Here is a 21745-nt window from a genome sequence, read left to right as displayed (position 1 = left end):
TGACGCCGCCCGACACCGGTGCGCTCAGAAGCGGATCCAGGTGCCGGTCAGCGGGACCTGACCGACGCCGGGCCGGGACCAGTCACAGACCCCGTCCGGGAAGACCGCCCGCAACCGCTGCCACTGCTCGTCGGTGAAGTCGACGCCGTACGCCGCCCGGTCCAGCGGCGCGAGCCGGCACTTGAGCACGGCGGAACTGGTCGGCCCGCCCGCCTCCACGCGCGGGTTGCGGTGGAACGGGAAGAGTTGGTTGCACCGGGCCGCCGGGTCGAGCGTCAACGTCTCGACGATCCGCTCCCCGTCCGCCGCGACGCAGTGGTCCGCCAGCCCGGCCGGACGGGAGAGCCGGGTCAGTGCCGCCTCGTCCAGGTGCGGCCGGCTCGCCGCCAACGCCGTCCGGGCGGTCAACCAGGCGTCCATGTCCACCAGCGCCTGGGTCTGACTCGTCGAGGCGGCCGCCCCGGACGCGCTGGTGACACTGATGTGGTTGTCCGTGTGGCCGTTGGCGGCGAGCAGTCGCTCCCGCATGGTCCAGGAGCGGAAGCGGTCGTGGAAGTCGCCGCTCGGGTCGGTGTAGCCCCGCGTCTCGATGATCGGCGTCCACCCCAGGCCGCCGTCGAACTGGTTGACGCGCCCGGTCGCGTACGCCACCTCGATCGCGTCGACGTTCGCCGAGGTGCGGTGCGGGGTGCGGTTGCCCTCCACGTCCAGGCCGCCGATGCCCTCGTTGAGCCGGACGAACTGCTCCGGACTGATCACCCCGGCGTCCAGGGTGCGCAGCCCGTACTGCACGCCGACGGTGTCCGGGACGATCGGCCGTCCGGCGCCGCTCGCCGGGTCGACGCCGTACACGTTGGAGATGAAGTCCGCCATCGCGCAGCGGATGCCGTCCGGGTTGGTCACCGGGTGGTAGCGCAGCCCGGCGGGGACGTGGCTCGGGCAGGTGGCGGGCCAGTCGACGCTGTCGAAGTTCTGGTAGCCGCCACAGGTGTTCGGGCTGGCGAAGCCGGTCACCGCGGTGCGCTGGGCGGTGGACAGCCCGGCCGCCGGGGCCGCCTGGGTGATGAACCGGCACTCGTGCCCGGTGATGGTCACCGAGCGCTCGTCCGGGTAGCCGATCTGGCCGATCACCCCGTCCAGGATGCCCGGATACGCGTTGGAGATCAGCAACTGCTGCATGGTGCCGGCCGAGCCGCCCCAGCCCATGGTGAACAGCGGCACCCCGTACGACTCGACGAAGTGCTCCTTGACCATCATCGCGGTCTCGGCGGAGGTGACGTCGTTGCAGTTGTTGGCGAAGACGTTGAACGTCGCGCTGGCGACCGCGTAGCCCCGGCTGAGCAGGCTGTGGTTCATCACCCCGCCGGTGCTGGTGGCCTGGGTGTAGCCGATGCCGCAGGCGCCGCCGAAGGTGTAGACCAGTCGGTCGTTCCACCCGTCGGTGGTCGTCCACGGGTCGGGCGACGCGGTGCCCGGCTGGTGTAGCAGGGCGATCTCGTACACCGCGCGGTTGATGGTGCCGCGCTCGACCCGGACCACGTACGGCACGGTGCGGCCGTCGCTGGTCGTGGTGGTGGCGACGTCGGCCGGGAGCGGGCCGTCCGGCAGCGCGACGAAGTTCCCGGCGGTGGTGCGGTACTGGTAGGTGACCCGGGGTTGCGCCACGTGGCAGTCCGCGTCCACCGGGCCCAGGTTCCACGGGTTGCCCGACGCGGTGCAGAACAGCGGGATGTGCGGGCCGGAGATGACCGGCCCGGCGGCCGGATGGTTGCGCAGGGTCAGCGTGGCGCGGGGGCGGCCGTGGCCCTGCCCGTTCGCGCGGACCTCGAGCTCGTTGGCGCCCAGCGCCAGCCCGTCCACGAGACCGAGCAGCGTGCGCTTGTCGTCGGTGGCCCGGAACCGGTCGGTGACGTCCCGGCCGTCGAGCCGAATCTTCACGTGGTGCGGGGGTACGGTGCGCGGCACCGCGACGCGCACCAGCGCGTCACCGCCGCTGACGGTGTCGGCCCGTCCGGACAGGACGGTCACCTCGAAGTCGCGGTCGGCGGGACCGGCGTGGGGTGGCGGTGCGGCGAGGGCCGGGGCGGTGGAGCCGGCGAGCAGCGCCGCCGTGGCGGCCACGGCCAGCGCTCCCTTCCAGGATCGTGGTCTGGTGCGCTCCTGAGGTCGATCGGTGGGCATGACGGGACCCCTTTCAGCCGGAGACGGACGGCTGGACCTGCTGGTCAGGCACGTGTGGCGAACATAATGCGAAATCTGATCGCGCGTCAACGATTCTGCATCGTATCTATGGATGGCGAAGATCGGCGGCGTCGTCGGCTCTGCTCAGCCCCGCGCGGAAGTCCGGTCAGCCCCGCGCGGAAGTCCGGTCAGCCCCGCTCGGGAGTGCGGACGAGTTCCTCGAAGCGCTGCTGCGCCGGCTCGGCCAGGGTCTGCGCGGTGCGTAGGAACATCACCCGCGCCTGCGCGCGAGGGAAGGACGGCGGCAGGAACCGGGCCGGCAGGTCGGGATCGTCGCCCACCAGCGCCCGCCAGTCGTTGACCAGCTCGGTCCGCGCGACCAGCGCCGCCGACGGGCCCAGCGCACCGGCCTCGGCCCGCCGTGCCACCGTCCGGTGGCGTTCTAGGAATCGCTGGTAGCCGTCGGCGAGCACGTCGATGCGCCAGGCCGCCTCCAGCCGGGCGCGGGTGCTCGGCAGCAGCTCGACGTCCCGCGAGCGCAGCACCACGGCGTCGGTGACGCCCAACTCGCCGAGCTGCTCGTACACCTCGTCGAACCGGTCGTGCGGGGTCACCCAGGTCGCGTCGTACAACGGCCAGAACGTCAGCCAGCGCAGCCGGGCCCGCAGCAGCCGGCGCTGGTGCGCGTCGTCCACCGGCAGCGTGAAGGCGAGCAGCGTCCAGATGCCGTCCCAGTCGTCTGAGTCGCTGCTGGCGAAGATGCGTCGGGCACCCCGGCGCAGGGTCTGCGACGCCGACTCGGTCAGCCGGTAGCTGGTCCGCCGGCCCTCCTTGGTGCGTTCGAGCATGCCGCGCTGGGTCAGGCGGGCGAGCGTGGCACGGGCGTTGGCCGGGGCGATGCCGAACTCGGCGAGCACCGCGACCAGCCCGCCGGAGGGCAGCGGGGACCGGCCGGCATGCCAGTGGTCACCGAGCAGCGTCACCAGCAGCCGCTGTGCCCGGGCCCGACCCACCGCCGCCCGATCCGACGGCGTGGTGGGCTCCGGCTGCCGCACCCTGCCCTCGGTCAACACGGCGGGCCACCGGGCGACCCGGTCGGGCCGGGACGACGGGCCGGAGAGGGGAGAACACGCACCCGGACAAGCTACTGCGTAGGGGGACGTCGGGGTAACGGCCCCGGCCGGGTCGACGCGGACGGGCGACCCAGCGACCGGGAGACCACCCGACCGGCCGCCTGCACCAGCGGCGCCAGTGCCAGCGGATCGGCTCGGTCGTACGCCACCACCAGCGAGATCGCCGCCACCACCCCGTCCGGCCCGGCGATCGGCGCGGCGACGGAGAGGGCGTCCATGGTGACCTGCCGGTCGCTGATCGCGTACCCGGCGCGGCGCACCTCGGCGAGCTGGCGGCGCAACCGCACCGGATCGGTGACGGTCAGCTCGGTGTACCGCGTAAGCGGCGCGGCGAGGACCCGCTCCTGCACCTGCGCCGGCGCGTGCGCCAGCAGCACCAGCCCGACACCGGTGGCGTGCAGCGCGAAGCGACCGCCGACCCGGGTCAGCACCGGCACCGCGTGCCGTCCGGCGATCCGCTCGATGAAGACGAGTTCGAGGTCCTGCCGGACGGCGAGCTGGACGTTCTCGTGGGTCACCTCGTACAGGTCCTCCAGCACCGGCAGCGCCAGCTCGCGCAGCCCCAGCCCGCGCGGCGCCAGCGAACCGATCTCCCACAGGCGCAGGCCGACCCGGTAGCGGGCGTCGTCACCCCGTTCCAGCGCGCCCCAGGCCACCAGTTCGGCGACCCGGCGGTACGCGGTGGGTAGCGGCAGCTCGGCCCGCCGGGCCAGTTCGCTCAGGGTCAGCGCCGGTTCGCCGGGGCTGAACGCGTCGAGCAGCGCCAGCACCTTGCTGGTGACCGAGCGTCCGGGCCGTGCCTGCACCCCGCCATCATCCCCGTCGACCGGTCACAGCTCCAGCACGAGCCGCCGGGTACGCGCCCGGGACACGCAGATCAGCATGGTGTCCCCGGCGGCCCGTTCCTCCTCGGTGAGCAGGCTGTCGCGGTGCTCCGGCACACCGTCGAGCACGGTCGTCTCGCAGGTGCCGCAGGTGCCCTCGCGGCAGGAGGAGAGCACCTGCGTACCAGCCTGCTCCAGGGCGGCCAGGATCGAGGTGTCCGGCGGCACGTGCACGGTCCGGCCGGAGAGCGCGAGGTCGACCTCCACGGCGTGGTCGCCCGTACCGGCCCGTGCGCCCGTACCACCGGCCTGCACCGTCGGGGCGAACCGCTCGACGTGCAGCCGGCCGGGCGGCCACGCTCGGCAGCGCTGCTGCACCGCGTCGATCAGCCCCTCCGGCCCGCAGCAGTAGACGACCGCGTCGTCCGCGTCGCCGATCAGCGCGTCGAGGTCGAGCAGGCCCGTCTCGTCCTGCGGATGAAGCCGCACCCGGTCGCCGTACGTCTGCCGTAGGTCGGTGGCGAAGGCCATGGTGCTGCGGCTGCGTCCGCCGTACACCAGTCGCCAGTCGGCACCGGCGGCGTCGGCGGCGGCGACCATCGGCCGGATCGGGGTGATGCCGATGCCCCCGGCGAGGAAGAGGTAGCGGTCGGCCTCGACCAGCCGGAAGGCATTGCGCGGCCCGACCACCCGGACCGTCGCGCCGGGCAGCAGGCGTTCGTGCACGTGCCGGGAACCGCCGCGCCCGTCCGACGCCAGGTGCACCGCCACCTGCAGCGCGGTGCGGTCGGCCGGGTCGCCGCAGAGCGAGTACTGGCGTACCAGTCCCGGCCCCAGGTCCAGGTCGACGTGCGCGCCCGGGGTCCAGCCCGGCACCTCGCCACCGTCCGGGCGGCACAGGGTCAGCACCACCACGCCGGTGGCCACCGCCTCGCGGCGGGCGACCACCAGCGTCGTCGGCGTCATGCCGGCACCACCGCGCGCTGCGGCGGGGACGGGGCGGTCGCCGTCGGCGGCCGATGGTCCCGGGGATGGGCGAGCAGCCACTCCCACAACTGCATCGGCTCCTCGGCGATCCGTTCGGCGCCGCAGTGGCAGGTGCCGCGCAGCGTGTCGGTGCCCGGCAGCCAGTGGATCCGGTAGACCCGCTCGCCGGTGAGCCCGCCGACCGGCGCGGTCACCGGGGCGCCTCCACCGTGGACGACTCGACCATCCGGGCGAGCAGCCGTCGGGCGGCCAGCCCGCCGGTGTCGATGTTGATGCTCAGTTCCTGGTACCGCTCCGGCTCGCCGGCGATCACCCGCTCCAGGATGTTCAGGGCGGTGACGTCCTGCATGACCACGGTGTGGTTGCTCTGGTACAGGTACTCGCTGACCGACTCGTCGTCCACGGCGAAGTCCCGGGCGACCGCCCAGAAGTCGTACGTGGTGTGCTCGGTCGACGGGGTGATGGCGTACACGATCTCGGCGTGGAACGCCTGGTCGTCGTCGCCCTGGGCCGGTGGGAAGACGCCCTGTGGGGCGATCCGGCTGTGCAGCAGGTACAGGCAGGGCGGGTGGTACTCGATGTCCTGCCAGCGGGTGATCCGGCCCTGGATGCCGGTCGAGCGGGCGTAGAAGGGCGGGCACGCCGCGTCGTCCATGTGCCGGCTGACGTAGACGACGCCGCGATCCTCGTCCACCTCGGTCGTGATCGGGGTGTCCGCCACCTCGGGTGTGCCGATGTAGCCACCGTGCAGGTAGGTCTCGTGGGACAGGTCCATCAGGTTGTCCACCAGCAGGCCGTACCGGGCGTCCAGCGGCGCCATGCCGCGTACCGTCGTGTAGCGCGGGTCGCCGAGCCAGGGCGCGCGGGGGATGGTGGACGCGTCGGCCCGGTCCCGGTCGCCGATCCAGACCCAGACCAGGGTGTCCTGCTCCACCACCGGGTACGCGGCCACCCGCGCGGTCCGGGGGATGCGCTGCTGCCCGGGTACAAAGACGCAGGCGCCGCTCGGGTCGTAGGTGAAGCCGTGGTAGCCGCAGACCACGGTGTCCCCGTCGAGGCGGCTCTCCGACAGCGGGTAGCGCCGGTGCACACACCGGTCGGCGAGCGCCACCGCCGTGCCGGACTCGGTGCGGTACAACACGAGCGGTTCGCCCAGCACGGTACGGGCGAGCAGGTCCCGCCCGACCTCGGTGCTGAACGCGGCCACGTACCACTGGTCACGTGCGAACGGCATCCGGACCTCCTGTCGACGTACGACGGTCAGTCGGATGGTCCCGGGCGCGGCCGGTCGGTCGGGAGTCGCCTTCTCACTCAGTGAAAGTCGGGGCGGTCGCGTCGGCGGTGCCGATCGCGTCGCGTACCTCCTCGACGAGTTCCCGCATGGCGGTTTCGGCGCCCCGGGCGTCCTCGGCCGCGACCGTGTTGGCGACCTGCTCGTGCAGGTCCAGGGCGACCGGTCGGGGGCACTTGGGCATCAGCCCGTGTTCAGTCCGGCCGGCGAGCACCTCGGCGATCACCCCGGTCAGCGCGGTGAACATCTCGTTGAGGCAGGCCTGGAGCAGCAGCGCGTGGAACTCGACGTCGGCGGCGAGGAACGCGTCGAGTTCACCGGCCTCACCGAGTTGCCGCATCCGGGCGGCCAACGCGCGCAGTCGCTGTCGCTCCTCGGCGGTGGCGTGCCGGGCTGCCCCGGCGGCGGCGAGTGGTTCGACCGCCACCCGCAGGTCGGTGAGCGTCCGCAACTGCGCGGCGCGGCCAGGCCCTTCGAGCCGCCAGCGGATCACGCGCGGGTCGAGCACCCGCCACCGGTGCATCGGCTGGACCACCAGGCCGACCCGGCGACGGGAGGCCACCAGGTGCAACGACTCCAGGATCCGCATCGCCTCCCGCATCACGGTCCGCGAGACGCCGAAGCGTTGCTGCAACTGCTCCAGGGTGAGCGCCTGTCCGGCGACGTGCCGACCGCTGGTGATCTCCAACCCGAGAGCGTCGAGCACGGCGTCGTGCAGCACCGGCGCTGCGGCCCGCGCCGCGTCGCGTGTCGCCTCGCCCATCAAGGATCCCCGATCACTCGCCTGCGGAGAGACTAGCGCGCCGCGTACCGGCGGCCAGGTCGGCGCGGTGCGGATCGGCGGCAAAAGGTGTCACCAGTGTGTTTACAAAGATATCACCTTTGTGTGACGATCACGTTAATCAGCAGGTGGAGCCGCACGACGGGCCCGGTGCGACCCCGCACCGCACCGGGATCGAAGCGCCCTGGCGCGCCGTCCGGCCCGTGCCGGTCCTCATCGGACCGTCACGGACCGGTCACACACCAGGGGAGCGACGGACTCGTCAGCACCCACCACTGGTCGCCCGTGCGACATCCCCGGGAACAACCGGGCGACCAGCCGATGAAGGGAAACGCACACATGCCCGTTGCTCATCCTCAAGCCGCGCCGACCCGCCGGCTGCGCCGCGCGCTGGCCGTCTCGGCCGTCGCCGGGCTGACGGTCGCCTCCGGAGCCCTCGCGGCTCCCGCGGCGTCCGCGGCCCCCGCCGCCGACCTCGGACCGAAGGTCGTGCAGACCAACCAGGCCCCCACCGGCCACTCGGTCACCTTCCGCTACGAGGCGCCCGCCGGGGTGCAGTCGGTCCAGATCTACGGCGAGTGGTGGTTCTCCCAGCCCGCGAGCGTGACCTGCGTGGGCTGCGGTGACGCCCGCACCGGCGCGCAGTGGCAGCCCGGCGACATCCTCGCCGACCCGTGGCGTCCGCTGCCGATGCAGCAGGGACGCGACGGGGTGTGGACCTTCACCACGCCGCTGCCCTCCGGCACCTTCCGGTACGCGTTCACCCACGACTGCGACAGCCCGACGGCCAGCGGCTGCACGCTGCACCCGGACCCGGCCAACCCGCTGGAGGTCACGCCGCACGCGACCGCGCCGGGTGCGCTGCTCAGCCGGGTCTACGTGCCGAACAGCAAGCGCTTCCCCACCTACGACAACAGCTACCAGGCGCCGGTCGCCGCGAACAAGGCCGGCAAGCTGGAGCAGCGCTGGTACGACTCGCCGCTGTCCACCAACCCGGTGGGCAAGCACGACGTGGTGGTCTACCTGCCGCACGGCTACGACGCCAAGCGCGCCACCGCGTACCCGACGCTCTACCTGAGCCACGGCGGCGGCGGCAACGCCACCGACTGGACCATGGAGGGCGTGGCCCACGAGATCCTGGAGAACGCGATCCGGGACCGCAAGGCGCTGCCGATGGTGATCGTCTCGACCGACTTCAACGGCCTGCCCGACGGCAACCAGGGCTACGTCGACGAGCTGCGGAACAACGTCATCCCGTTCGTGGAGAAGAACTACCACGTCTCCACCCGCGCCGAGGACCGCGCCTTCGGTGGTCTTTCCGCCGGTGGCGCCCGCGCCATCACGCTGCTGTACGACAACACCGACCTGGTCGGCTACCACGGTGCGTGGGGCGCGGCCGGCGGTGCGGTGAACCCCTCGGCGGAGCAGGTGGCGCGGATGAAGGCCGTGTCCGGCGGCATCCACGTCGGCACCGGTCTCCAGGACTGGCTGATCAACATTGCGCCCGACTCGGTCGCCCGCACCGAGAACTGGCGTGCGGCCGGCGTCGAGGTGACCGAGTTCAACATCGACGGTGTGCACGTCTGGGACGTGTGGCGGCAGATGCTCAACGACTACCTGCGGACCGTCGCGTTCCGGAGCACCACCGTCGACCTGGACGTCGAGTCGATCCGGGCCGGCAACTCGCACCGGTACCGCATCATCGCGACCGCCGAGGTCGTTTCGGTGACCACCAGTGACCGCAAGCCCTCCGGCAAGGTCGACTTCTACGCGGGCGACAAGCGCCTCGGTTCGGCGACCGTGCGCAACGGTGTCGCCGAGTTCAAGGGCAACGTCAGCGGCCCGCTGACCGAGCCGGTGACCGCCCGCTACCAGGGCGACAGCCTCTACAACACCGCCGAGAGCAGCCCGGCGCAGGCCGGCTGACCTGACGCACCCGACCGGTCCGTGGTGGCATTCCTCCGAGGGATGCCATCACGGACCGTCGTCGTCCACCGGCCCGGAGGCGCTCAGTCGAACTGGACGACCGTCCGGGCGCCCTCGCCCCGGGCCATCCGGGCGAACGCCGCCGGCACCTCGTCGAGAGTGGCCCGGTCGGTGACCAGGTAGCTCAGGTCGAGCGTGCCGTCGAGCACCGCCCGCGCCAGCTCCGGCACGTCCCGGTCGGGGTCGGAGGATCCGTAGACGGAGGAGCGCAGCGTCCGCGCGGAGTGGAAGATGTCCAACGCGCTCAGGCCGACGATGTCCTCCTTGCCGCCCATCCCCACCACGACGACCTGGCCGCCCCGGCGGGTGCTCTGCCAGGCGCTGCGGATGGTGGCGGACCGCCCCACGCACTCCACCGCGTGGTCGACGCCCCGACCGCCGGTCAGCCCCCGGACCGCGCGGACCAACGAGTCGTCCGCGAGCAGGAAGTCGGTGGCGCCCGCGGCGGCGGCCAACTCGGCCTTGGTGGGGGCGACGTCCACGCCGATCACCACACCGGCACCGGCCGCGCGGGCGGCGGCCACCGCCGACAGCCCGACCCCGCCGAGACCGATCACCGCCACCGAGTCGCCGGCGGCCACCCGCACGGTACGCCGCACCGCGCCGACCCCGGTGAGCACCGCACAGCCGAGCAGCGCGGCGGCCGGGAACGGCAGCTCGGGCGGCACCACCACGGCGGCCTCCTGCGGCACCAGCACCTGCTCGGCGAGCGCGCCCAGACCGAGCGTCACGTGCAGCGGCCGACCGTCCTCGGTGTGTCCCCGGGCCACGGCGGGTGCCCCGTTGCGCCGGCACAGCCAGGGCTCGTCGCGTCGGCAGAACCAACAGGACCGGCACGCCGGTGCCCAGTTGAGCACCACGTGGTCGCCGGGGGAGACCCGGTCCACGCCGTCGCCGACCTCCTCCACCACGCCGGCCGCCTCGTGTCCGAGCAGCAGCGGGTACGGCGCGGCCAGGGTGCCGTTCGCCATGGACAGGTCGGAGTGGCACACGCCGGAGGCCCGGATGCCGACCCGTACCTGCCCGGGGCCGGTCTCGGGCAGCTCGACCGGCTCCACCCGCAGCGGCGCGTCGGCGGCCCGGGCCACCACGCCCCTCACCGTTGGATCGCCTTGATCTCGCAGAACTCCGCCAGCCCGTGGCTGCCCAGCTCGCGCCCGAGACCGGACTGCTTGTAGCCGCCGAACGGGGCCATCGGGTTGAACGGCGCCCCGTTGATGTCGACGGCACCGGTCCGCAGCCGCCGGGCCACCCGCAGCGCCCGTTCCTCGTCGGCGGACCAGACCGCGCCCGCCAGTCCGTACCGGGAGTTGTTGGCCACGGTCACCGCGTGGTCGTCGTCGTCGACCGGGATGACCGCCAGCACCGGCCCGAAGACCTCCTCCTGAGCGAGAGCACTGTCCGGGTCGACGTCGGCGATCACCGTCGGGGCGACGAAGAAGCCCCGGTCCGGCACCGGGGCGTCCGGCCCACCGGCGACCAGCCGGCCACCGTCGGCCAGCCCCCGGACGACGTGCTCGCGGACCCGGTCCCGCTGCTGCGCCGAGACCAGCGGACCGAGCCGGGTGGCCGGTTCGAGGGGGTCGCCGAGCTGGTAACCCTCGGTGGCCTTGGCCACCAGGTCGAGGGCCTCGTCGTAGCGGGTCCGCTGCACCAGCATCCGGGTCCACGCGGTGCAGGTCTGCCCCGAGTTGAGGAAGGCGTTGCCGACACCGACCTTGACGGCGGTGGCCAGGTCGGCGTCGTCGAGGATCACGTTGGCGGACTTGCCGCCGAGCTCCAGCGCGACCCGGGCGATCCGGTCGGCGGCCAGGTGCGCGACGCGCCGACCGGTGGCGGTCGAGCCGGTGAAGGAGACCAGGTCCACGTCGGGGTGTGCGGCGATGGCCTCGCCCACCACCGGACCGGTGCCGGTGACCAGGTTGACCACGCCCGGCGGCAGGCCTGCGGCGTGCACGGCGTCGAAGAGGAGGTACGCCGTCAGCGGCGTCAGCTCGCTCGGCTTGAGCACCACCGTGCACCCGGCGGCCAGAGCCGGCGCGAGTTTGGCCACGACCTGGTGCAGCGGGTAGTTCCACGGGGTGATCGCGCCGACCACGCCCACCGGCTCCCGCACCACGAGCGTGTTGCCGACGGTCTCCGGCGCGGGCGGCCGGGCGGCCAGGTCGACGTAGCTGCGCAGCACGGTCAGCGGCAGGCCGGTCTGTACCCGGGTGGCGACCTTGAGCGGGGTGCCGAGTTCCCGCACCACGGTGCGGGCGATGTCGTATGCGCGGGCGGTCAGCTCGGCGTGCAGCCGGTCGAGGTGGGCGGCCCGGTCCGCCGGGTCGGTCGCCGACCAGCTCCCGAACGCCGCGCGGGCGGCGGCCACCGCCCGGTCCACGTCCTCGGCGGTGCCGGCCGGTACGGTCGCGACAACCTCCTCGGTCGTCGGGTCGTGCACCTCCAGCGACTCTCCGCCGCCCGGCGTGACCCAGCGCCCGTCCAGGTAGAAGTCGGTCCGTGCGAGATCCATGCGGCCCTCACCTCGCCTAGCAGTGGAAGTTTCGACCCTAGTACGCCTCGTCGGTCGGCGGGAGGGGTGACAGCGGGCCCACCGTGCGTTCGTAGCTGCGGGACAACCCCTCGATCAGGGCGTCCAGGCCCAGCGTGAAGGCGCCCTCGTCGACCTGTTGCTGGTGCTCGGCGAGCCGGTACGCCTGGCTCAGGTGCGGGTACTGGTCGGCGTAGAGGCTCGGGTCCTCGACGAAGCCCCGGGCGAACGAGCCGAGTGCCGAGCCGGTCACGAAATACCGCATCAGCGCGCCGATGTGGGTTGCCCGGGCCGGTGGCCAGCCCGCCGTGACGAGTGCGCCGTAGACGGTGTCGGCCATCGCCAGCGCCGCCGGTCGGCGTCCGGGTCCCTGTGCCAGGTGCGGCACGATGTTCGGGTGGGCGGCCAGGGCCGCGCGGTAGGTGTGGCCCCACCGGCGTAGCGCCACCCGCCAGTCGACCGTGCCGAAGTACGAGACGTCCACCTGACCGGTGATGCTGTCGGCCACCGCGTCGAGGATCGCGTCCTTGGTGGCGAAGTGGTTGTAGAGCGAGGGTCCCCGGACGCCGAGGTCGGCGGCGAGGCGACGGGTGGAGAAGCCGGCCAGCCCGTCGGCGTCGATCAGCGCCACCGCGGCCTCGACGATCCGCTCTCGGCTGAGCAGCGCCTGTCGTGGCCGGGGCATGGGCTTCCTCCTCGGGTCGGTGCTCTGTGGCGGAACTCTGCCACACCGCAGGTCTGGACAGCCGAAAACTTGCAGCGCTAGTTTAAACGCAGAGACGTCACCAGCCCAACCGAAAGGACGGGTGAGCACATGGACTTCGGACTGTCCGACGAGGAACGGGCCATCCGCGACACCGCCCGCGACTTCATCACCCGCGAGGTCATGCCGCTGGAGCAGGAGCTGCTGCGCCGGGAACGGGCCCACCAGCCCGGCCTGGAACGCGCCGAGCTGCGCGAGTTGCAGCTCAAGGCGCGTACCTTCGGCTTCTGGGGCCTGGCCACCCCGCAGCGGTACGGCGGCATGGAGCTGCCCGCCGTCGTCCAGTCGCTGATCTGGACCGAGATCGGCCGTACGTTCGTGCCGTTCCGGTTCGGCGGCGAGGCCGACAACATCCTCTTCCACGCCACCGACGAGCAGCAGAAGGAGTTCCTGCTGCCGACCATCGAGGGGGAGCGGCTCTCCTGCTTCGCCATCACCGAGCCAGGCGCCGGCTCGGACGCGGCCAACATCCGGTTCCGCGCCCGCCGCGACGGTGACGACTGGATCCTCAACGGCGAGAAGACCTTCATCACCGGCGGCAACGACGCCGACTTCGCCATCGTCATCGCGGTCACCGACCCCGAGCGGGGCGCCCGCAACGGCGGAGCGACCGCGTTTTTGGTGGACCGGGCGATGGGCTGGCGGTCGGAGTTCATCCCGACGATGGGCGAGGGTGGACCGGCGTCGCTCGTCTTCGACGACGTACGCGTGCCGCACCGCAACATCCTCGGCGAGATCGGCCAGGGCTTCGCTCTCGGCATGGAGTGGATCGGCAAGGGGCGCTACACCATCCCCTCGCACGCCGTCGGCATCGCCGAGCGGGCGCTGCGGATGGCGATCGAGCACGCCAACACGCGGGAGACCTTCGGCACGAAGATCGGCGCCAACCAGGCCATCCAGTGGATGATCGCCGACTCGGAGACCGAGCTGGAGGCGGCCCGGTGGCTGATCCTTCGTGCCGCCTGGACGGTCGACGCGGGTCTGGACCCACGGCACGCCTCCTCCATGGCGAAGCTCTACGGCGCGGGCATGGTCAACCGGGTGGTGGACCGGGTGCTCCAGATCCACGGCGGCATGGGCTACACCCGGGAACTGCCGATCGAACGCTGGTACCGGCAGGTGCGGCTGTACCGGATCTTCGAGGGCACCGACGAGATGCAGCGCCTGATCATCGCCCGCGACCTGCTGCGCGGCTACACGAAAATCGGCGGGCATCTGGCCGGATAGTCGTCAGAATCGTCGGCATGCCCGCACCCCGTCACATCGCCATGATCGGCAGCACCGCGCCGAGTCACGTCTATCCCTCGCTGGCCCTGATCCGGGAACTCGTCGACCGGGGCCACCGGGTCACGTACGCCGTCGGCGCACCGCTGACCGACCTGGTCGCGTCGTCCGGGGCGGAGCCGCTCGCCCATCCGACGATCCTGCCGCAGGGCGACACCGCCTGGCCGGAGGACCCGGGTAGGGCGATGCGGGTCTTCCTCGACGAGGCCGTGGCGGTGCTGCCCCGGCTGACCGCCCGCTACGACGATGACCGACCGGACCTCGTGCTGTACGACATCGGCGGGCTGGCGGGGCCGCTGCTCGGCGCCCGGTACGGCGTACCGGCCGTGCAACTGTCGCCCGCGATGGTCGCCTGGGACGGCTACGACGAGGACATGGCGGACTTCTACACCGCCCTGCGTGCCTCGGAGTCCGGGCGCGACTACTACGCCACGCTGGAGCGGTGGCTCGCCGACAACAGCGTCCAGCAGGACGGGCACGCGTACCTGAGTCGCCCGTCGCACGTCCTCGCGCTGATCCCCGAGGTGATGCAGCCGTACGCCGATCGGGTGTCGCGGCAGCGGGTACGTTTCGTCGGCCCGTGCCTCGACCCCGCCCGGCTCGCCGAACCGGGCTGGACGCCACCGGCCGACGGGCGGCCGGTGCTGCTGGTCTCCTTCGGCACCGCGTACAACGATCAGATGCCGGTCTATCGCGCGTGTCTGGACGGGTTCGCCGACTCCCGCTGGCACGTGGTGCTCGCGGTCGGCGACAAGGTGGACCCGGCCGCGTTGGGGCCCCTGCCGGACCACGTCGAGGTGCACCGTCGGGTACCGCAGGTGGCGGTGCTGACGCACGCCTCGGCGTTCGTCACACACGCCGGGATGGGCGGCTGCACCGAGGCGCTCTGGTGCGGCGTACCCACGGTGGCGATCCCGCAGGCGGTGGACCAGTTCGCCAACGCCGACCGGCTGGTCGCGGCCGGGGTCGGCCGACTGCTGCCGGCCGAGGAGGTCACCGCGCAGACGCTGCGTACGGCGGTGGACGCGGTCGCCGACGACCCGGAGCTGCGGCGTCGGCTGGACATGGTCCGGTCCGACGTGCAGGCGAACGGCGGCGTGCGGCACGCCGCCGACGCGGTCGAGACCTTTTTCGCCTCCCGCTGACGCCGTGGCGGTGCGTCTCATTGTGGCGGTGCGGGTGATCGTGGCGGTGTGGCTGTTCCCGGGTCGGCGTGTCGAACAGCCACACTGCCACGATGATCGGGGCGAGGTGCCTCACGAGGGGGAGTGGGAGTCTCATGGCCGACGTCAGGCTTCGACCGATGGGCAGTGGGGACGCTGCGCGGGTGTTGGCGATCTACCAGGTCGGGTTGGACGGCGGGCAGGCCAGTTTCGAGACCGTCGCGCCGATCTGGGCCGCCTTCGACGCCGGTCGGCTGCCGGCGCACCGGCTGGTCGCGGTGGACGCCGACGATGTGGTGCTCGGCTGGATCGCGGTGTCGCCGACCTCGACCCGGGCGGTGTACGCCGGGGTGGTGGAGCACTCCGTCTACGTGGATCCGGCCGCCCAGGGGCGTGGCGTGGCCCGGCTGCTGCTCGACGGGCTGATCGCCTCGACCGAGGCGGCCGGTGTCTGGACCATCCAGTCCGGCGTCTTCCCGGAGAACGTCGCCAGCCTGGCGCTGCACCGGCGGGCCGGCTTCCGCGTCGTCGGCACCCGGGAACGGGTGGGCCGGCACCACGGCCGCTGGCGCGACGTCGTCCTCCTGGAGCGCCGCAGCCCGGTCGTGGTGTAAGGAGGGGTCCCCTGCTATGCACCAGGCGTTAGCAGGGGACCCCTCCTTACACTCCTACGGGTACTGGCGCAGATAGACCGGTGCGCCGACGCGGTCCATGTCGGCGGCCTCGCCCACCCCGTTGACCACGTGGTCGATGGTGCCGGCGCTCAGGTTCACCGTCATGATGTGGTGCAGCCGGACCCCCGGCCGCACCGGCACCTCGAACCCGTTCTCGGTCCGGATCGACGGGTTGTTCTGGTTGAACACGTACACGCCGCCGCCGTACAGGGTGTGGTGGCGTACCCGGTCGGCGACCTTGTAGCCGGCCCACCCGTTGACCGTGCCGTTCATCCAGTCCGCCTGCGTGGGCGGGTCGTACGGCAGCTCGTTCTGATAAAGGACCGTGGTGCCGTGCTCGCCGTTCCAGACGGTGTTGTACCGCTGGAAGTGCTCCACGAACAGGCCGGTGGCGGTGACGTGGTCGCCGTTGATGACCGCGCCGTACCGTCCGGTGTTGGTCCGCCAGCGGTCGGTGTCGCCGTTGACCCCCTCGGTGAAGCCCTCCACACCGTGGTCCCCCCGCCACACCCAGGTGTGGTCGATCAGGACGTGGTCGCTGTTGACCTCCAGCGCGGTGTCGGTCTTGCCGATGTGCGGCCCGCCGATGCGGAAGTACACGTCGGAGAGCGTGGTCGGGTTCTTCGGCGTGCTGTGGTCGCGGCCGTGTTTGCGGCCGACGCGCAGCAGCACCGGCGACTCGGTGAGGCCGGCGTCGATGGTGACTCCGGCGACCACCACGCCGGGCACCCCGGCGACGTCGAGCGGTACGGCTCCCTTCACGGCGGTGAGCGTGGCGTGCCCGATGCCGAGCACCACCGTGTCGGGCCGCCGCACCTCGATGCTGCGGGCCACGTCGTAGACGCCGGGGGTGAGCAGCAGGTGCTTGCCCCGGGCGAGCTGCGAGTTGATCGTCTGCACCGAGTCGGACGGCGTGGCGACGAAGAAGTCACCGATCGGGATGGTGTGTCCCGGCGTCAGTCCGTTGGCCCAGGTGATGCCCCGGGTGTCGCGGCGGGCGGCGGGCACCCGGACCTGGTACTTGCCCTTGGCGTCGACGTACAGGTACGGCTTCTCCCGGCTGACCGGCGTGGTGTCCAGGGTGGTGTACGGCGGGTCGGGGAACCCGGCGTCGTCGGGCGCGCCCACCACACCGGAGAAGACCTGGTTCCACACCCCGTTGGACCAGCTCTCGACCTCGCTGTTGCGGGTCAGCCACTGCTGCTGCGAGCCGTTGGTGGTGGCCGGCAGCCGGGAGTCGGCGATGAAGCCGCCGCTGGCGTACTGCGGCCCGTTGGTGCAGTAGTCCATCAGCGACAGTCCACCGCCGCTGATGTCCAGCCGACGCATCGACACCGCCTGGGAGACCGCCCAGAAGTTGGCCGAGGCGCGGCAGTCGTCCTGGCCGGCGGCGTTGATGCGCAGCGACAGGTTGGACAGCGTGCGCCAGAAGTTGACCAGCGCGATGCAGTTGCCGGTGCCTCCCTCGGTCAGGCACCGGTTGTACGCCTCGATCTTGCCGTTGATGACCACGTCGGTGGGGGAGGCGCCCAGCCCGGAGATCTCGGTGTAGTAGCCGACCTTGATCTGGAGCGGCTGCGCGGCGGTGCCGTAGCTACCCGGTCGGAACAGGTACGCGTGCCGGGTGGTGCCCATCTCGTTGTCGACCTGGGCGGTGTGGGCCGCGTCGAGGGTGGCCTGGATCCGGCTGACCGGCATGCTCGGGTCGAAGATCGTGACGTTCGGCCCGAAGTTCGGGGTGACCGGTCGGGGTGGGCCTGCGCCGGCCGGGGTGGTGATGGTGACGGCGGCGGTGGTCAACACGAGGCCGAAGGCCAGCGCGCGACCGAGCCGCCGGCGGTGTGGTCGAGTCGGCATTCGTTCGTCCTTCCCGTCGGGGCGGTGCGATCTCCGGCCCGACGACGCGGTGAACCCGTGAGAGCGCTCTCTCGACGGGGCGGACTTGTATCACGGTGTGAAGAATCAGGGGTCGAGATGTTTCTACCCCGTAACCGCGCCGCGCGCCATGGTCGGGACGCATCGATTTCCGTGGGCGTCCACCACGTGGATCCGCCGGGCGCCGTCCCGGCCGGATTTCCCGACCGGGACGGCACAGCTCACCGCGTGACGGGTGTCGCGGTCCGGCCGCGCCGCCGGGCGGCCAGCCCCAGGATCGTGTCGACGACCAGGAAGCCGAGCAGCGGGATGCCGAACCACGGCAGCGCCCAGCCCAGCGCGACGGTGACCGGAACGCCGACCAGCAGCACCCACAGCGGCAGCCCGCACAGACCGCCCCGGGCGGGTGGCGCCCCGGCGAACGCCCGCCGGTCGGTGCGGGTGGGGCGGCGCTGCCACCACATCCGGTAGCCCCAGACGATGACGCAGAGCAGGCCGACGGCGAGCGCAGCGAGCAGCACCTGGTTGACCACACCGAAGAGCAGACCCATGTGCGCCTGTACGCCGAGCGCGCTCACCTGCGCCAACAGCGGCCAGTCGGCGAAGTCGAGACGGGCGGTCACCGTACCGCCGGCCGGGTCGACGGCCACCTGGTCCAGGTTCACCGGCCAGGTGTTGTCGGACTGGGCGACCGTCCAGGCGCTGCCCGGCTCGCCCGGGGTTATTGCGATCGGCCCGTCCAGACCGGCGGCGCGGGCGGCGGTCGCCACCCGGTCGAAGGCGGCCGGGTCGGCCGTCTCCGTCGGCGCCCCACCGTGGTGGTGCTCGCCGCCCGCGTCGGCCGGTACGCCGGTCAGGCTGGTCGACAGCGCGGGACGGCCGGCGTCCAGCGCGTCCAGGCCGGCGGCGAAGTTCCCGCCGGCGAACCGGGACCAGGTCAGCCCGGTGGCGGAGAGCACGAGCAGCCCCACCGTGAGCCAGACTCCGACGGTGGCGTGCCAGCTCCGGGTACGCCGGACGCCCTTGCCGGCGGAGATCTCCGGCACCAGCATGTGCGTGGCCCGGCCTCGTCCGCCGCGCCGACGCCACCACAGGGCGATCCCGCCCAGCGCCAGCACCCAGAGCCAGCTCGCGGCGATCTCGGAGTAGTGCCGTCCGAGGTCGCCGAGGTGCAGGTTGCGGTGCAGGTCGTCCAGCCAGGTGGTGGCCGGCGTGGACCCGAACCAGGTGGTCAACTGCCCCCGCACCTGCGCGGTGTACGGGTCGACGTAGACGGTGTGCTGCCGGTCGCCCAGTTCGGGCATCGCGAACACCACCCGTGTGGTGTGCTCACCGCTGCCGGGGGAGACGCCGAACAGGCTGCCGTCCGGATGGGCGGCCCGCGCGGCGGTGATCTGCTCGGCCAGCGGCCTCGGCTGGTCGCCGACCGCGGCGACGGTCAACTCCTCGCCGTAGAGGATCCGGTCCAGTTGCGGGGTGACGGTGTACGCCAGACCGGTCAGGGCGGCGACGACCAGGAACGGCGCGACCAGCACCCCCGCGTAGAAGTGCAGGCGAACCAGGAGCGCGGCCAGCGGTGAGAGACGTCGTTGCGGGCGGGCGGGCGACGGCTCGACGGCGGGCGTGGAGTCCGGTGTGGAGGCACCGGAGACTTCGGTCAGAGACATGGCTTTTCCGATCGGACTAGAAGGTCTTGCTGCGGACGCGCCCGTGCCCTTCGGGTCGGTGTTGCTGCCGTCGCCCGGTTGCCCGCCGCTCAGCCCTCTAGTCGGACGCCGGGCCGTCGCGGTTCCCGCCGTCGTCGCGGTCGTCGCGCGGCACGCCCCGGTGGCAGCGCTCGCCCAGTTCGCGCAGGGCTGTCACCAGCTCGGGTGGGCCGGGCAGGGTGAAGTCGACGCCGAGCACCGCGATCATCCAGGCCAGATCGGCGGCCGTGGCCGCGCCGAGGTGCAGCAGGCAGCGGCGCTCGTCGACCGCCTCCACCGCACCCATGCCCGGCCAGACCCGCTCGGCCACCACGGCGGCGGGGGCGTGCATGGTGACGGTGACCCGGACCGGGTACGGCCCGGTGGACAGCGTCCGCGCCAGGTAGGCGCTGGCGTCCACGTCGGGCAGCTCGCGGGCGACGAACCGGGGCCCGGTGGGCGTACGCGGACGCAGCCGGTCGACCCGGAACGAGCGCCAGTCCTCGCGGTCGACGTCCCAGGCGACGAGGTACCAGTACCGGCCCCAGCTCACCAGCGAGTGCGGCTCGACGGTGCGCCGGGACCGGTCGCCGTGATGGCTGGTGTAGTCGAACCGCAGCCGCTCCCGCCGGTGACACGCGTCGGAGACGGCCACCAACACGTCCGGGGAGACCGTCGGGCCGGGGCCCTCGGCGCGGACCGTGGCGCGGTGCAGGCCGCTGACCCGGTGCCGCAACCGGGACGGCAGCACCTGCTCCACCTTGTGCAGGGCGCGCAGCGCGGTCTCGCCGATGCCGCTGACCGCGCTGGCGGTGGCGGTCCGCAGCCCGATCGTCACGGCCACCGCCTCGTCGTCGTCGAGCAGCAGCGGCGGCAGCGCCGCCCCGGCACCGAGCCGGTAGCCGCCGGTGCCCTGCGTGGCGTGCACCGGGTAGCCCAGCTCGCGGAGCCGGTCGACGTCGCGGCGCACGGTCCGCGCGGTCACCCCGAGCCGCGCCGCCAGCTCCGCGCCGGACCACTGGCGGTACGTCTGGAGCAGCGACAGCAACCGGAGCAGGCGTGCGGAGGGCGTCGACATGTGATCGAGGATGCCACCGGCTTAGGACCGGAACTGACCTAACCGGCTCCTAGCGTCGACCCCATGACCGATGACATCGTCCCGTTCCGCCTGGACGTCCCGCAGTCCCAGCTCGTCGACCTGCACGCCCGGTTGGCCGCGACCCGCTGGCCCGAGCTGCCCGACGTCGGCTGGGCCCGGGGCGTACCGGTGGATCACCTCCGGGACCTGGCCGAGCACTGGCGTACCCGCTACGACTGGCGCACCCACGAGGCGGAACTGAACACGCTCCCGCACCTCCTCACCGAGGTCGACGGGCAGCGGCTGCACTTCCTGCACGTACGCTCACCCGAGCCGGACGCCACCCCGCTGCTCCTGCTGCACGGCTGGCCCGGCTCGTTCCTGGAGTTCCTGGACACCGTCGGGCCGCTCACCGACCCCCGCGCGCACGGCGGCGACCCGGCGGACGCCTTCCACCTGGTGATCCCGTCGCTGCCCGGCTTCGGCTTCTCCGCCCCGCTGTCCGGGCCGGGCTGGGGCAGCGAGCGGATGGCCGGCGCGCTGGTCGAGCTGATGGACCGGCTCGGCTACGCCCGCTATGGGGTGCAGGGCGGCGACACCGGCTCGTACGTCGCCCCGGCGATCGGCCGGCTGGCCCCGGAGCGGGTGGTCGGCGTGCACCTCAACGCGCTGCTCACCTTCCCGTCCGGGGCCGAGGGCGAACTCGACAACCTCACCGACGTCGAGCGGGCCAGGCTGGACGCGCTGACCGCCTACAACGACGGGTACCTCCAGATCCAGGCGAAGTCACCGCACACGCTCGCGTACGGGTTGCACGACTCGCCGGTGGGCCAGCTCGCCTGGATCGTGGAGATGTTCCACCGGCTGACCGACCGGCCCGCCGACAGTCACCTCGACGACGTGATCGATCGGGACCGGCTGCTGACCAACGTCACCCTGTACTGGCTCACCGGCACGGCAGGCTCCGCCGCCCAGGTCTACTACGAGGACATCACCGCCGCCGGTTGGTCCGACGACGCGTACGGCGACGCGTACGGCGACGACGCCTCCGGGGACGACGCGGCGGGCGACTGGGGCGTGGGGGAGCGGTCCACCGTGCCGACCGGGGTGCTGGTGTCCCGCTCCCGCGACGTCACCATCCGGCGACTCGCCGAACGCGACCACCACGTCGTGCACTGGGCCGAGTACGACACCGGCGGGCACTTCTTCGCCCTGGAGCAGCCGGACCTCTTCGTCGCCGACCTGCGCACGTTCTTCGGCACGCTGCGCTGACCGCGGGATCACGCTGCGCTGATCGCGGGATTCACGCCTGCGGTCCGACCAGGCCGTTCCCGCCCGGAACAGTCGATCGGCGGTAGCCCCCATCCGTGTGGATGGGGGCTACCGCGGCGGGCTGGCATACGGCAGGACACGGGCGGTCGCGTCCGCGCGAGTGGTGTAAGAGACGGCCATCGCGGGATCCGGTTTGATGTTATGCGGCGATCGGGGTGGGGTCGGTCTGATCGGT

18 protein-coding genes are annotated in these 21745 nt (G+C 72.5%); 5 read left to right on the top strand and 13 right to left on the bottom strand.

Annotation, left to right across the window (positions count from 1 at the left end; all coding sequences use genetic code 11):
* Positions 1 to 24 precede the first annotated feature (24 nt).
* From ACZ31C_RS18155 to ACZ31C_RS18125, 7 genes are all read right to left on the bottom strand, one after another.
* Entirely contained in the window at positions 25 to 2181 is a 2157-nt protein-coding gene (locus ACZ31C_RS18155; RefSeq protein WP_465796272.1) for a DUF6351 family protein, read from the bottom strand.
* A gap of 188 nt (positions 2182 to 2369) precedes the next feature.
* Positions 2370 to 3236: a PaaX family transcriptional regulator gene (locus ACZ31C_RS18150; protein ID WP_465796271.1), complete on the bottom strand. Its 867-nt coding sequence runs from the start codon at positions 3234 to 3236 to the stop codon at positions 2370 to 2372.
* A gap of 89 nt (positions 3237 to 3325) precedes the next feature.
* Positions 3326 to 4120 carry an IclR family transcriptional regulator gene (locus ACZ31C_RS18145; protein ID WP_465796270.1) on the bottom strand — a complete coding sequence of 265 codons (795 nt, stop codon included), beginning with the start codon at positions 4118 to 4120 and terminating at the stop codon, positions 3326 to 3328.
* A 24-nt stretch (positions 4121 to 4144) separates the two neighbouring features.
* A complete protein-coding gene (locus ACZ31C_RS18140; protein WP_465796269.1) occupies positions 4145 to 5104 on the bottom strand; it encodes a PDR/VanB family oxidoreductase in 960 nt (319 codons plus the stop codon).
* Positions 5101 to 5319, bottom strand: a complete 219-nt coding sequence (locus ACZ31C_RS18135; RefSeq protein ID WP_465796268.1) for a hypothetical protein — start codon at positions 5317 to 5319, stop codon at positions 5101 to 5103. The genes ACZ31C_RS18140 and ACZ31C_RS18135 overlap by 4 nt, the downstream gene beginning before the upstream one ends.
* A complete protein-coding gene (locus ACZ31C_RS18130) occupies positions 5316 to 6359 on the bottom strand; it encodes an aromatic ring-hydroxylating dioxygenase subunit alpha (RefSeq protein WP_465796267.1) in 1044 nt (347 codons plus the stop codon). Before ACZ31C_RS18130 ends, ACZ31C_RS18135 begins: the two co-directional genes overlap by 4 nt.
* 73 nt (positions 6360 to 6432) lie before the next feature.
* Positions 6433 to 7179, bottom strand: a complete 747-nt coding sequence (locus ACZ31C_RS18125) for a FadR/GntR family transcriptional regulator (protein ID WP_350696820.1) — start codon at positions 7177 to 7179, stop codon at positions 6433 to 6435.
* A 357-nt stretch (positions 7180 to 7536) separates the two neighbouring features.
* On the opposite strand from ACZ31C_RS18125, the gene ACZ31C_RS18120 reads away from it, so the two are divergent.
* A complete protein-coding gene (locus ACZ31C_RS18120; protein WP_465796266.1) occupies positions 7537 to 9123 on the top strand; it encodes an alpha/beta hydrolase-fold protein in 1587 nt (528 codons plus the stop codon).
* Between the two features lie 83 nt (positions 9124 to 9206).
* Here ACZ31C_RS18120 and ACZ31C_RS18115 read toward each other — a convergent pair whose 3' ends face one another.
* Genes ACZ31C_RS18115 through ACZ31C_RS18105 form a run of 3 tightly spaced genes read right to left on the bottom strand, consistent with a single transcriptional unit; the run spans position 9207 to position 12401 of the window.
* On the bottom strand, positions 9207 to 10283 hold the full coding sequence (locus tag ACZ31C_RS18115; protein ID WP_465796265.1) for a zinc-binding dehydrogenase: 1077 nt from the start codon (positions 10281 to 10283) through the stop codon (positions 9207 to 9209).
* On the bottom strand, positions 10280 to 11698 hold the full coding sequence (locus tag ACZ31C_RS18110; RefSeq protein WP_465796264.1) for an aldehyde dehydrogenase family protein: 1419 nt from the start codon (positions 11696 to 11698) through the stop codon (positions 10280 to 10282). Before ACZ31C_RS18110 ends, ACZ31C_RS18115 begins: the two co-directional genes overlap by 4 nt.
* A 37-nt stretch (positions 11699 to 11735) precedes the next feature.
* Positions 11736 to 12401 (bottom strand): TetR/AcrR family transcriptional regulator, encoded by a 666-nt coding sequence (locus ACZ31C_RS18105; protein ID WP_465796263.1) that lies wholly within the window; start codon positions 12399 to 12401, stop codon positions 11736 to 11738.
* Between the two features lie 129 nt (positions 12402 to 12530).
* Here ACZ31C_RS18105 and ACZ31C_RS18100 point away from each other — a divergent pair, with 129 nt between their 5' ends.
* The 3 genes from ACZ31C_RS18100 (at position 12531) to ACZ31C_RS18090 (ending at position 15540) form a co-directional block, all read left to right on the top strand.
* The gene (locus ACZ31C_RS18100; protein ID WP_465796262.1) at positions 12531 to 13706 is read left to right on the top strand and encodes an acyl-CoA dehydrogenase family protein; all 1176 of its coding nucleotides are present in this window, start codon (positions 12531 to 12533) and stop codon (positions 13704 to 13706) included.
* Positions 13707 to 13723: 17 nt separating this feature from the next.
* A complete protein-coding gene (locus tag ACZ31C_RS18095; protein WP_465796261.1) occupies positions 13724 to 14908 on the top strand; it encodes a macrolide family glycosyltransferase in 1185 nt (394 codons plus the stop codon).
* Positions 14909 to 15042: 134 nt separating this feature from the next.
* Positions 15043 to 15540: a GNAT family N-acetyltransferase gene (locus ACZ31C_RS18090; RefSeq protein WP_465796260.1), complete on the top strand. Its 498-nt coding sequence runs from the start codon at positions 15043 to 15045 to the stop codon at positions 15538 to 15540.
* 54 nt (positions 15541 to 15594) lie between these two features.
* Here the strand turns inward: ACZ31C_RS18090 and ACZ31C_RS18085 are convergent, their stop codons facing one another.
* From ACZ31C_RS18085 to ACZ31C_RS18075, 3 genes are all read right to left on the bottom strand, one after another.
* A complete protein-coding gene (locus ACZ31C_RS18085; protein ID WP_465796259.1) occupies positions 15595 to 17457 on the bottom strand; it encodes an adenylyl cyclase in 1863 nt (620 codons plus the stop codon).
* 239 nt (positions 17458 to 17696) lie between these two features.
* A complete protein-coding gene (locus tag ACZ31C_RS18080) occupies positions 17697 to 19142 on the bottom strand; it encodes a PepSY-associated TM helix domain-containing protein (protein ID WP_465796258.1) in 1446 nt (481 codons plus the stop codon).
* A gap of 97 nt (positions 19143 to 19239) precedes the next feature.
* Entirely contained in the window at positions 19240 to 20238 is a 999-nt protein-coding gene (locus ACZ31C_RS18075) for a helix-turn-helix transcriptional regulator (RefSeq protein WP_465796257.1), read from the bottom strand.
* Positions 20239 to 20301: 63 nt separating this feature from the next.
* Between ACZ31C_RS18075 and ACZ31C_RS18070 the strand changes: the two genes are divergently transcribed.
* A complete protein-coding gene (locus ACZ31C_RS18070; protein WP_465796256.1) occupies positions 20302 to 21510 on the top strand; it encodes an epoxide hydrolase family protein in 1209 nt (402 codons plus the stop codon).
* Positions 21511 to 21745 lie beyond the last annotated feature (235 nt).

The sequence above is a fragment of the Micromonospora sp. NPDC023869 genome (assembly GCF_055559695.1).
The sequence above is the reverse complement of the archived record's forward strand: the minus strand, read 5'-3'. Positions and strand labels throughout refer to the sequence as shown.

What these genes read in the sequence shown, in the direction of transcription:
- ACZ31C_RS18095 (WP_465796261.1), top strand. Translation starts at nt 13,724, where the DNA reads ATGCCCGCACCCCGTCACATCGCCATGATCGGCAGCACCGCGCCGAGT.
- ACZ31C_RS18120 (WP_465796266.1), top strand. Translation starts at nt 7,537, where the DNA reads ATGCCCGTTGCTCATCCTCAAGCCGCGCCGACCCGCCGGCTGCGCCGC.
- ACZ31C_RS18140 (WP_465796269.1), bottom strand. Translation starts at nt 5,104, where the DNA reads ATGACGCCGACGACGCTGGTGGTCGCCCGCCGCGAGGCGGTGGCCACC.
- ACZ31C_RS18130 (WP_465796267.1), bottom strand. Translation starts at nt 6,359, where the DNA reads ATGCCGTTCGCACGTGACCAGTGGTACGTGGCCGCGTTCAGCACCGAG.
- ACZ31C_RS18085 (WP_465796259.1), bottom strand. Translation starts at nt 17,457, where the DNA reads ATGCCGACTCGACCACACCGCCGGCGGCTCGGTCGCGCGCTGGCCTTC.
- ACZ31C_RS18075 (WP_465796257.1), bottom strand. Translation starts at nt 20,238, where the DNA reads ATGTCGACGCCCTCCGCACGCCTGCTCCGGTTGCTGTCGCTGCTCCAG.
- ACZ31C_RS18070 (WP_465796256.1), top strand. Translation starts at nt 20,302, where the DNA reads ATGACCGATGACATCGTCCCGTTCCGCCTGGACGTCCCGCAGTCCCAG.
- ACZ31C_RS18105 (WP_465796263.1), bottom strand. Translation starts at nt 12,401, where the DNA reads ATGCCCCGGCCACGACAGGCGCTGCTCAGCCGAGAGCGGATCGTCGAG.
- ACZ31C_RS18155 (WP_465796272.1), bottom strand. Translation starts at nt 2,181, where the DNA reads ATGCCCACCGATCGACCTCAGGAGCGCACCAGACCACGATCCTGGAAG.
- ACZ31C_RS18110 (WP_465796264.1), bottom strand. Translation starts at nt 11,698, where the DNA reads ATGGATCTCGCACGGACCGACTTCTACCTGGACGGGCGCTGGGTCACG.
- ACZ31C_RS18100 (WP_465796262.1), top strand. Translation starts at nt 12,531, where the DNA reads ATGGACTTCGGACTGTCCGACGAGGAACGGGCCATCCGCGACACCGCC.
- ACZ31C_RS18090 (WP_465796260.1), top strand. Translation starts at nt 15,043, where the DNA reads ATGGCCGACGTCAGGCTTCGACCGATGGGCAGTGGGGACGCTGCGCGG.
- ACZ31C_RS18080 (WP_465796258.1), bottom strand. Translation starts at nt 19,142, where the DNA reads ATGTCTCTGACCGAAGTCTCCGGTGCCTCCACACCGGACTCCACGCCC.
- ACZ31C_RS18125 (WP_350696820.1), bottom strand. Translation starts at nt 7,179, where the DNA reads ATGGGCGAGGCGACACGCGACGCGGCGCGGGCCGCAGCGCCGGTGCTG.